Below are 7,326 nucleotides of genomic sequence, written 5' to 3'. Positions count from 1 at the left end.
CCTTTTCGATGCGGGTCAGGTCTTCGAGGCTCATCTTGCCGGCAGCACAGGCGCCCACGGCTTCGAAGGCGTCAATCAGGGTGACTTCCTTTTCGGAGCCGTCCTCCAGCTTGACCCAGCCCGGCATGATGGAACCGGCATAGACGAACACGCTGGCCAGGTCCAGGCGGGCGGCAGCCATCAGCATGCCCGGCAGGGACTTGTCACAGCCGGCGAGCAGGACGGAGCCGTCGATGCGCTCGGCCTGCATCACGGTTTCCACGGAGTCGGCAATGACTTCACGGGAAACGAGCGAGAAGTGCATGCCTTCGTGGCCCATGGAGATGCCGTCCGAGACGGAGATGGTGCCGAACTGCATCGGGAAACCGCCGCCTGCGTGGACGCCTTCCTTGGCGCCCTGGGCCAGCCGGTTCAGGGAGAGGTTGCAGGGAGTGATTTCATTCCAGGAACTGGCAACGCCGATCTGGGGCTTGGCAAAGTCATCATCGCCCATACCCACAGCCCGGAACATACCGCGCGCGGGGGCCGCATGGATCCCGTCGGTGACGACCCGGCTTCGGGGCTTGATGTCGATCTTGTTCTCGGTTGCTGTTTGGGTGTCCTCACTCATGGTCAAAGTCTATGACTCCGATCGGGACGCCAACGACTCGAACCGCACGTTTGGCCCATTTTCAGGAATATTTCGATCAAATAGTGGACGCTCGTCTCAAATTCTGAGACGGCCCCTTATGGGCCTGCCGGAACCTAGACAGCCCCGTTCGCGCCGACGTACCGTCAGGGAACGGCAACCATGCCATCCGGACTGAAGGGCCCTGCTATGGATTTTGTCTTCTGGATTATCCTCATTGTGCTGATCGTGGGCGTTGTGTGGTGGCTGCTGAACCGCAGCAACTCCTCGAGCACCGGCGGCTCCACGCCGATCCGGACGGACGGCGGGCTCGCTGGCGGAAGCGCAGCTGCCTCGGCGGAAGCCGCCGGCACAACGGGCATCCCCAGCGCTGCGGGCTTCGGCGCCGCTGAGCCGGCACCACCAACAACGGCGGATGATGCGCCCGAGCACTCCAGCACTCCAGAACACCAGGATGCCGCCGCCGGGCACCAAACCGGCCTTAAAGAAGAAGTCGACGTTGAAAAGGACCCCAGCGATGGGCAGGACGCCGGTGTTGAACCCATCGCGGCCGGTTCCACGGACGCTGAAGCCGAGGATCCGGCCCGCCCGGTGGACGTATCAACGCAGGAACCTGGAATCCAAGAAGCCGGTAACCAGGAGAGTGTGAGCCGGCAGGCAGACGAAGCTGAGTGGGAAACCCAGTGGTCAGAGGCAAGTGCGCCAACCCAACCCGCGGCCAGCCGCAGGCCATCAGGCGACTCAGCCACCGTGATGGCAGATATCCCGCTGTCCGAACTGCCAGCCGCCCAGGGCACCGGGCCTGAGCATCACCCGGAGTACACGGAGCCCCACGCGCCCACGCTGCCCGGCGCCGAAACGGCCGCTGCCGAAGCAGTTGAAACGGAATCCGCGGCCATGGAGCCCGCAGCGGTGGCGGACTCCGACGCTGCGGCGGAACCGACCGGGCATCTGGCCGCGGATCAGCCCTATGGCGCCGGTTCCGCGTCGCCCGGCCCGGACGGCAGCGGCCCGGCGGATTTCGAGGTCAAGGCCAACGCCGGAACCATGGTCTATTACGAGGAGGGGCATCCTGACTATGAGCAGACGACAGCCGACGTCTGGTTTGAGTCGGCGGCCCATGCCGAAGCTGCAGGTTTCCGGGCTCCCCGACGCACCCGTATCTGACTGGGCGGGAGCGCTCTTTCGTACATTCTCGGCGGCCAAGCCTCCTGCGGGCGCCTTCGCAGTGATCCTGGCCCTGCTGCTGTCGGGCTGCACCGGGGACGCCACCGATGCTCCCACCGCCAGCATCACGGGAAGAGTGAGCGGACCCGGCACGGAAATCGGAACGGCCCCGGGAAACACGACGCCGCCGGAGATTGTGGCGCGGCTCGATCTTCAGCTCGACATTCCCTGGGCCGCGGTATTCCTACCGAACGGAACTGCCGTCATCTCCGAGCGTGACTCTGCGCTGCTGAAAGCTGTCCGGGATGGCAAGACCATCACCATCGGCCAGGTCCCCGGCGTTGCTCCAGCCGGTGAGGGAGGACTTTTGGGCCTCGCCCTCTCCCCCAATTTTCCGGCCGACAGCTACCTTTACCTATACTTCACTTCCGCGCAGGACAACCGGATCGCCCGGTTGAAACTGACGGAACAGCCCGACGGAGCCCTGGACCCAGGCGACCCCGAGGTGGTCTTTTCCGGAATCCCGAAAGCGTCCACGCACAACGGCGGCCGGATCCGGTTCGGCCCGGATGGGTTCCTTTACGTGGGTACTGGAGACTCCCAGCGCCGGGAACAGCCGCAGGACCCGAACGCCCTGGGCGGGAAGATCCTGCGGCTGACGCCGGAAGGTGGCCCTGCCCCCGGTAACCCTTTTGGCAATGCCGTCTACAGCCTGGGGCACCGAAACGTCCAGGGTCTGGCATGGGACAGTTCCGGCCGGCTCTGGGCCAGCGAGTTCGGCCCGGACGTCAACGACGAGCTCAACCTCATTGAGCCGGGCGCCAACTACGGGTGGCCTGCAGTGACCGGGGCGCCGCATCGGGAGGAGTACCGCGACGCGAAGGTGGTGTGGCCTTCGACGGCGGACTCCTCACCCAGCGGCCTGGAAATTGTCGGGTCGACCGCATACCTCGGCGCCCTGCGCGGCCAACGACTCTGGACGGTGGCACTGTCCGCCGCGGAGGCAGGAGCGCCTGTGGCCTATTTCACAGGCAAATACGGCAGGATCCGTGACGTCATCCGAACCCCCGAGGGCGGCCTCTGGCTGCTCACCAACAACAGAAACCCTGATTTTGTGCTGGTTCTGGCCCCTCCCGGGTGAGCCCGCTGGCCCCAGCAGCTTCGATTTCACATGGCCCGAAAGTTCGTGTAGAGTTTCATGTCGTTGCGGAGATCAACCGGGAAAGAAAAAGCCGGAAGATCCTCACATAAGAGATGCACCTCTAGCTCAATTGGCAGAGCAATTGACTCTTAATCAATGGGTTCCGGGTTCAAGTCCCGGGGGGTGCACGAAGGAAAAAACAGCTCCTGGCACGCGGAAACGCGGCCAGGAGCTGTTTTTGTTTGTGGCGGAAGATCAGCTTGTGCTGACAGGACTACATCGGCAAAAACCGGCACCACCACCGCAAAACTTCGAGGCGGCGATACCGGCGGGGTCTTTTTCCGGACTCCGGGGATTGCTAGCCGAGCGGGGAACCGTCAATCAGGGCGCGCGTTGACGGCGAGGCGAACTGGCTGGCCAATTCCCGGACCACGGCCTGGAGCTCCTGCCGCAGGGCGTCGGGATCAATCGTTGCGGCGGCGAGTACGGAGCGTTCCATCTCAACTGCTGCGGCTGCGGCTTCCCGTCCGCTGTCGGTGAGGGACACCACCTGGCTGCGGCGGTCCGAGGTGCTGCGGACGCGGGCAATGTGGCCGTGGGACTCCAACCGACTCAACGTCTTACCCATGGTCTGGGCCTGAACGCGCACATATTGGGCGAGTTGGGCCTGTGTCATCGGCCCTTGTGCTGAGAGGACTTCGATAGCGATCACGCCGGCGTGCGTCAGTCCGATGGCGCTTAGCTTTTCGTTCCAGGAATGTTCAACGAGGCGTGCCGCAGTGGACAATAGGCGCCCAGTGGGCCAGCGATCCATGTCAGGCATACGAGCAAGTATAGCTAAGGCTGGTTAGTACCGGCCCTGGATGCTTACTAAAATGGTGTGTTCCGCCTGCAACGAGGAGATTAATAGTGGCTGACAGACTCTTGACCGGTGATTTAGCGCCCGGCTTCACCCTGAAGGACTCGTCCGGCAAGGACGTCAGTCTTGCTTCGCGTCACGGCGGCAGCACCATCGTCTATTTCTACCCCGCCGCCGCGACACCCGGCTGCACCAAGCAGGCCTGCGATTTCCGCGACAGCCTCGCAACCTTCACATCGTCCGGCTATCGGGTCCTGGGCGTCTCCCCCGATTCTGTGAATAAGCTTGCTGCCTTTGCCGCCAAAGAGGACCTGAGCTTTCCGTTGCTTTCGGACGAGGACCACGCCGTCGCCAAGGCCTATGGCGCATGGGGCGAGAAGAAGAACTACGGACGGACCTATGAGGGACTGATCCGCAGCACCGTGGTGATCGACCCCGACGGCAAGGTGGCATTGGCCCAGTACAACGTCCGGGCCACCGGACACGTGGCGAAACTGCGCCGCGACCTCAAACTGGACTCCTAACGCATTGCGCCTGACGGGGCGCCGGTTCCGGCGTAAAGGATCCGGCTGACCGGAGCCGCGCTTGCCCGCGGCTACAATGGAAACTGGCATCCGCCGTCGTACGTTTTATCCCTGGGCCAGATGGCAAGGTCAAGACAAATGGCGGCAACTGCCAAGCGCGAGTGGTGAAATTGGCAGACACGCAGGATTTAGGTTCCTGTGCCTTCGGGCGTGGGGGTTCAAGTCCCCCCTTGCGCACACATACACAGAGATCCCAGGCCCGCAGGCCTGGGGTCTCTGTCGTTTAAGTGCCCAGCCACCGTGTTCTCCTGGGCTTTATCTCCGGGCTGGCCACGAATCTAAAAAAACTCTTGGCAAGCCACCCATCCGCTTCCGCGCTTCGGCCGAATACCCATTGAGACACCAGCCAAAGGCAGGTGCCAACAGTCGGAAAAGGGCACGCAGCAGGCACAACGTCTGCGGCAGGCAAGAAATCGGCACAAACAAGGAGAATCGAAATGCAGTCATTCAAGCGCACATCCTTCACCGTCGCAGGCGTTGCAGCTGCAGCCCTGATGAGCCTCACCGCCTGCGGTGGAGCCGCAACAACAACCCCGAGCTCCTCCGCTCCGGCCGCTGCACCGTCCGCATCCAGCAATGCTTCATCACCGTCCGCCAGCGCTGCTGCCATGGATCCGGCTGCAAACCTCGTTGGCGCAGGCTGCGCCGGCTACGCGGAGAAGGTCCCCACCGGTGCAGGCTCGGTTGCCGGGATGGCCCTGGACCCGGTAGCGGTCGCGGCATCCAACAACCCCATCCTGACCACCCTGACAGCTGCTGTTTCCGGCAAGCTGAACCCCAAGGTTGACCTGGTTGACACCCTTAACGGCGGCGAGTTCACGGTCTTCGCTCCGGTAGATGACGCCTTCGCCAAGATCGATGCCGCCACCATCGAAACGCTCAAGACCGACGACGCCCTGCTGAGCAAGATCCTGACCTACCACGTGGTCCCCGGCCAGATCACCCCGGACAAGATCGCCGGCACACACGCCACGGTCCAGGGCGGATCAGTCACCGTGACCGGCAGCAAGGATGCGCTCATGGTTGACGGCGCCAGCGTAATCTGCGGCGGCGTCCAGACCAAGAACGCCACCGTTTACCTGATCGACTCGGTGCTGATGCCCAAGTAGTCCGCTTTCAAACACAGAGGCCTGTTCCCACCGGAACAGGCCTCTGTCGTGTGCCCAGGGAGCACGGAGGTCTGTCAACTAGACTGTGTCCTTGGCCCGCAGTCGGCGGCGCCCGCCAGAAGCAGCCAGAGGTGATAGACGAGTGCCCAGCAGTACTTCGCGGCGAACGGTCATCAAGACCGGGGCCGTTTTTATGGCGTTAAGCCTGACATCCTGTACCGACATCCCGTCGCCGTCAGCAACACCCACATCACCTTCAACGGCTCCCGCCGGCGTTGAGCCCACCGAAACCTTCACATTCGGCACGGCGTCCCAGCCGCTTGGCCTCGACCCTGCGCTCTCAAGCGACGTGGAAAGCTACCGGATCACGCGGCAGATCCTCGAAGGCCTGGTGGGCGTGGACCAGACCACCGGGAAACCCACGCCGCTGCTGGCGACGGAGTGGTCCGAAGAAGACGAAGGCCGCTCTTACACGTTCAAACTCCGCAGCGGCGTCTCGTTCCAGGACGGCACGCCCTTCAATGCCGACGCCGTGTGCGCCAACTTCAACCGCTGGTTCGCCTTCTCCCCGGATTTGCGGCGGCAGGCGCCGGGAAGCTCGTTCAAGAGCGTGTTCAAGGCACATTCCGACGATGCTGCGCTCTCCATTTTCAAGAGCTGCACGGCCCTGTCCGCTGACACTGTCCGGATCGACCTGACCCAGCGCTTCACCGCGTTCCTCCAGGCGCTCACCCTGCCGGCGTTCGCTATCGCGTCCCCGACCGCCCTGGCCGCGGGCACAGCGGATGTCCTGGACCAGACCCGTGGCGGAAACCCGGTCTCCAGGTTCGCCACCAACCCTGTGGGAACCGGGCCGTTCAGCCTGGCCGCCTGGGAAGAGGCGAGTGTCCGGCTCGTCAGCCACAAAGGTTACTGGGGTGACCGTGGGCAGATCTCCACCATCAATTTCGTCACGTACGACCACCCCCAGACGAGGCTTCAGGCCCTCCTGGCCGGCAAGATCGACGGCTACGACGCCGTCACGGTGGGCAATTTCGATCAGCTGGTCAAGCGGGGCATGCAGATCGTCCAGCGGGATCCGTTCTCGGTGATGTACCTGGGCATCAACCAGGAAATTCCGGTGCTGCAGAACGAAAAGGTCCGGCAGGCCATTGAGCTGGCCATCGACAAGGAAACCCTGATCCGCAAGTTCTTCATCGACAACACGGCCAAAGCATCACAGTTCGTTCCACCCAAGATCAGCGGTTTCAATAACGACGCTCCCGCGCTGGGCCACGATCCGGTCAAAGCCAAGGCCTACCTGGCCGAAGCCGGCTACATCGGGGAAGAGATCAGGTTCTACTACCCGCTCAATGCCACCCGCCCCTATCTGCCGACGCCGGAGAAAATCTACGCCGAAATCAGCCGGCAACTGACCGCCGTCGGGCTCAACATCAAACCTGTCCCGGTGGACTGGTCCGAGGGCTATCTCCAGAAAGTGCAGTCACCCGGGGACCACGGGCTCCACCTGCTGGGCTGGAACGGCGCGTATGCGGACGCCGATAACTTTGTGGGCCCGCTGTTCGGCGAAAAGAACGGCGAATTCGGCTACCAGGACCCGCAGGTCTTTTCCAAGATCAACCGCGCCCGCGGCCTCCCTGCGGGCAAGGAACGCGACGAGCAATACCACACCATCAACGCCCAGATCGCGGCCACGGTGCCGGCCGTTCCCATCGCCTTCCCCATCTCGGCTCTGGCACTCTCGGACCGCGTCAGCATCTACCCTGCGTCCCCGGTCCTGAACGAAGTTTTCACAAAGGTAGAGCTAAAGTCTTGACGGTCCGGCCCAATTTCAGTAT

At 63.2% G+C, this 7,326-nt stretch carries 7 protein-coding genes and 2 tRNA genes; 7 read left to right on the top strand and 2 right to left on the bottom strand.

Features of this window, described 5'->3' with window-relative positions; genetic code table 11:
- Positions 1 to 610: dihydroxy-acid dehydratase (locus DAD99_RS16415; protein WP_193342377.1), on the bottom strand; the 610-nt coding region annotated here is incomplete at its 3' end.
- Between the two features lie 180 nt (positions 611 to 790).
- Between DAD99_RS16415 and DAD99_RS16410 the strand changes: the two genes are divergently transcribed.
- The 3 genes from DAD99_RS16410 to DAD99_RS16400 all read left to right on the top strand — a co-directional run bounded on the left by DAD99_RS16410 (position 791) and on the right by DAD99_RS16400 (position 3,124).
- A complete protein-coding gene (locus DAD99_RS16410) occupies positions 791 to 1,795 on the top strand; it encodes a hypothetical protein (RefSeq protein ID WP_227008126.1) in 1,005 nt (334 codons plus the stop codon).
- On the top strand, positions 1,749 to 2,936 hold the full coding sequence (locus tag DAD99_RS16405; RefSeq protein ID WP_193342376.1) for a PQQ-dependent sugar dehydrogenase: 1,188 nt from the start codon (positions 1,749 to 1,751) through the stop codon (positions 2,934 to 2,936). Before DAD99_RS16410 ends, DAD99_RS16405 begins: the two co-directional genes overlap by 47 nt.
- A gap of 115 nt (positions 2,937 to 3,051) precedes the next feature.
- Positions 3,052 to 3,124: transfer RNA gene (locus DAD99_RS16400), tRNA-Lys, on the top strand.
- A gap of 170 nt (positions 3,125 to 3,294) precedes the next feature.
- On the opposite strand, the gene DAD99_RS16395 is transcribed toward DAD99_RS16400, so the two are convergent.
- Positions 3,295 to 3,750 carry a MarR family winged helix-turn-helix transcriptional regulator gene (locus DAD99_RS16395; protein ID WP_185263775.1) on the bottom strand — a complete coding sequence of 152 codons (456 nt, stop codon included), beginning with the start codon at positions 3,748 to 3,750 and terminating at the stop codon, positions 3,295 to 3,297.
- Positions 3,751 to 3,845: 95 nt separating this feature from the next.
- On the opposite strand from DAD99_RS16395, the gene bcp reads away from it, so the two are divergent.
- The 4 genes from bcp (at position 3,846) to DAD99_RS16375 (ending at position 7,304) form a co-directional block, all read left to right on the top strand.
- Positions 3,846 to 4,319 carry a thioredoxin-dependent thiol peroxidase gene (gene bcp, locus DAD99_RS16390; protein ID WP_193342375.1) on the top strand — a complete coding sequence of 158 codons (474 nt, stop codon included), beginning with the start codon at positions 3,846 to 3,848 and terminating at the stop codon, positions 4,317 to 4,319.
- Between the two features lie 155 nt (positions 4,320 to 4,474).
- A tRNA-Leu gene (locus DAD99_RS16385) sits at positions 4,475 to 4,556 on the top strand.
- 260 nt (positions 4,557 to 4,816) lie between these two features.
- Positions 4,817 to 5,488, top strand: coding sequence for a fasciclin domain-containing protein (locus DAD99_RS16380; protein WP_185260872.1), 672 nt, complete (start codon positions 4,817 to 4,819; stop codon positions 5,486 to 5,488).
- Between the two features lie 193 nt (positions 5,489 to 5,681).
- Positions 5,682 to 7,304, top strand: coding sequence for an ABC transporter substrate-binding protein (locus tag DAD99_RS16375; RefSeq protein ID WP_193342382.1), 1,623 nt, complete (start codon positions 5,682 to 5,684; stop codon positions 7,302 to 7,304).
- Positions 7,305 to 7,326 lie beyond the last annotated feature (22 nt).

This window comes from Pseudarthrobacter sp. AB1 (assembly GCF_014926485.1).
Taxonomy (GTDB): domain Bacteria; phylum Actinomycetota; class Actinomycetes; order Actinomycetales; family Micrococcaceae; genus Arthrobacter.
Note: the sequence above shows the minus strand (reverse complement) of the source record. Positions and strands in the feature narration are given on the sequence as shown.

What these genes read in the sequence shown, in the direction of transcription:
- DAD99_RS16410 (WP_227008126.1), top strand. Translation starts at nt 791, where the DNA reads ATGCCATCCGGACTGAAGGGCCCTGCTATGGATTTTGTCTTCTGGATT.
- DAD99_RS16405 (WP_193342376.1), top strand. Translation starts at nt 1,749, where the DNA reads ATGCCGAAGCTGCAGGTTTCCGGGCTCCCCGACGCACCCGTATCTGAC.
- DAD99_RS16395 (WP_185263775.1), bottom strand. Translation starts at nt 3,750, where the DNA reads ATGGATCGCTGGCCCACTGGGCGCCTATTGTCCACTGCGGCACGCCTC.
- DAD99_RS16380 (WP_185260872.1), top strand. Translation starts at nt 4,817, where the DNA reads ATGCAGTCATTCAAGCGCACATCCTTCACCGTCGCAGGCGTTGCAGCT.
- DAD99_RS16375 (WP_193342382.1), top strand. Translation starts at nt 5,682, where the DNA reads ATGGCGTTAAGCCTGACATCCTGTACCGACATCCCGTCGCCGTCAGCA.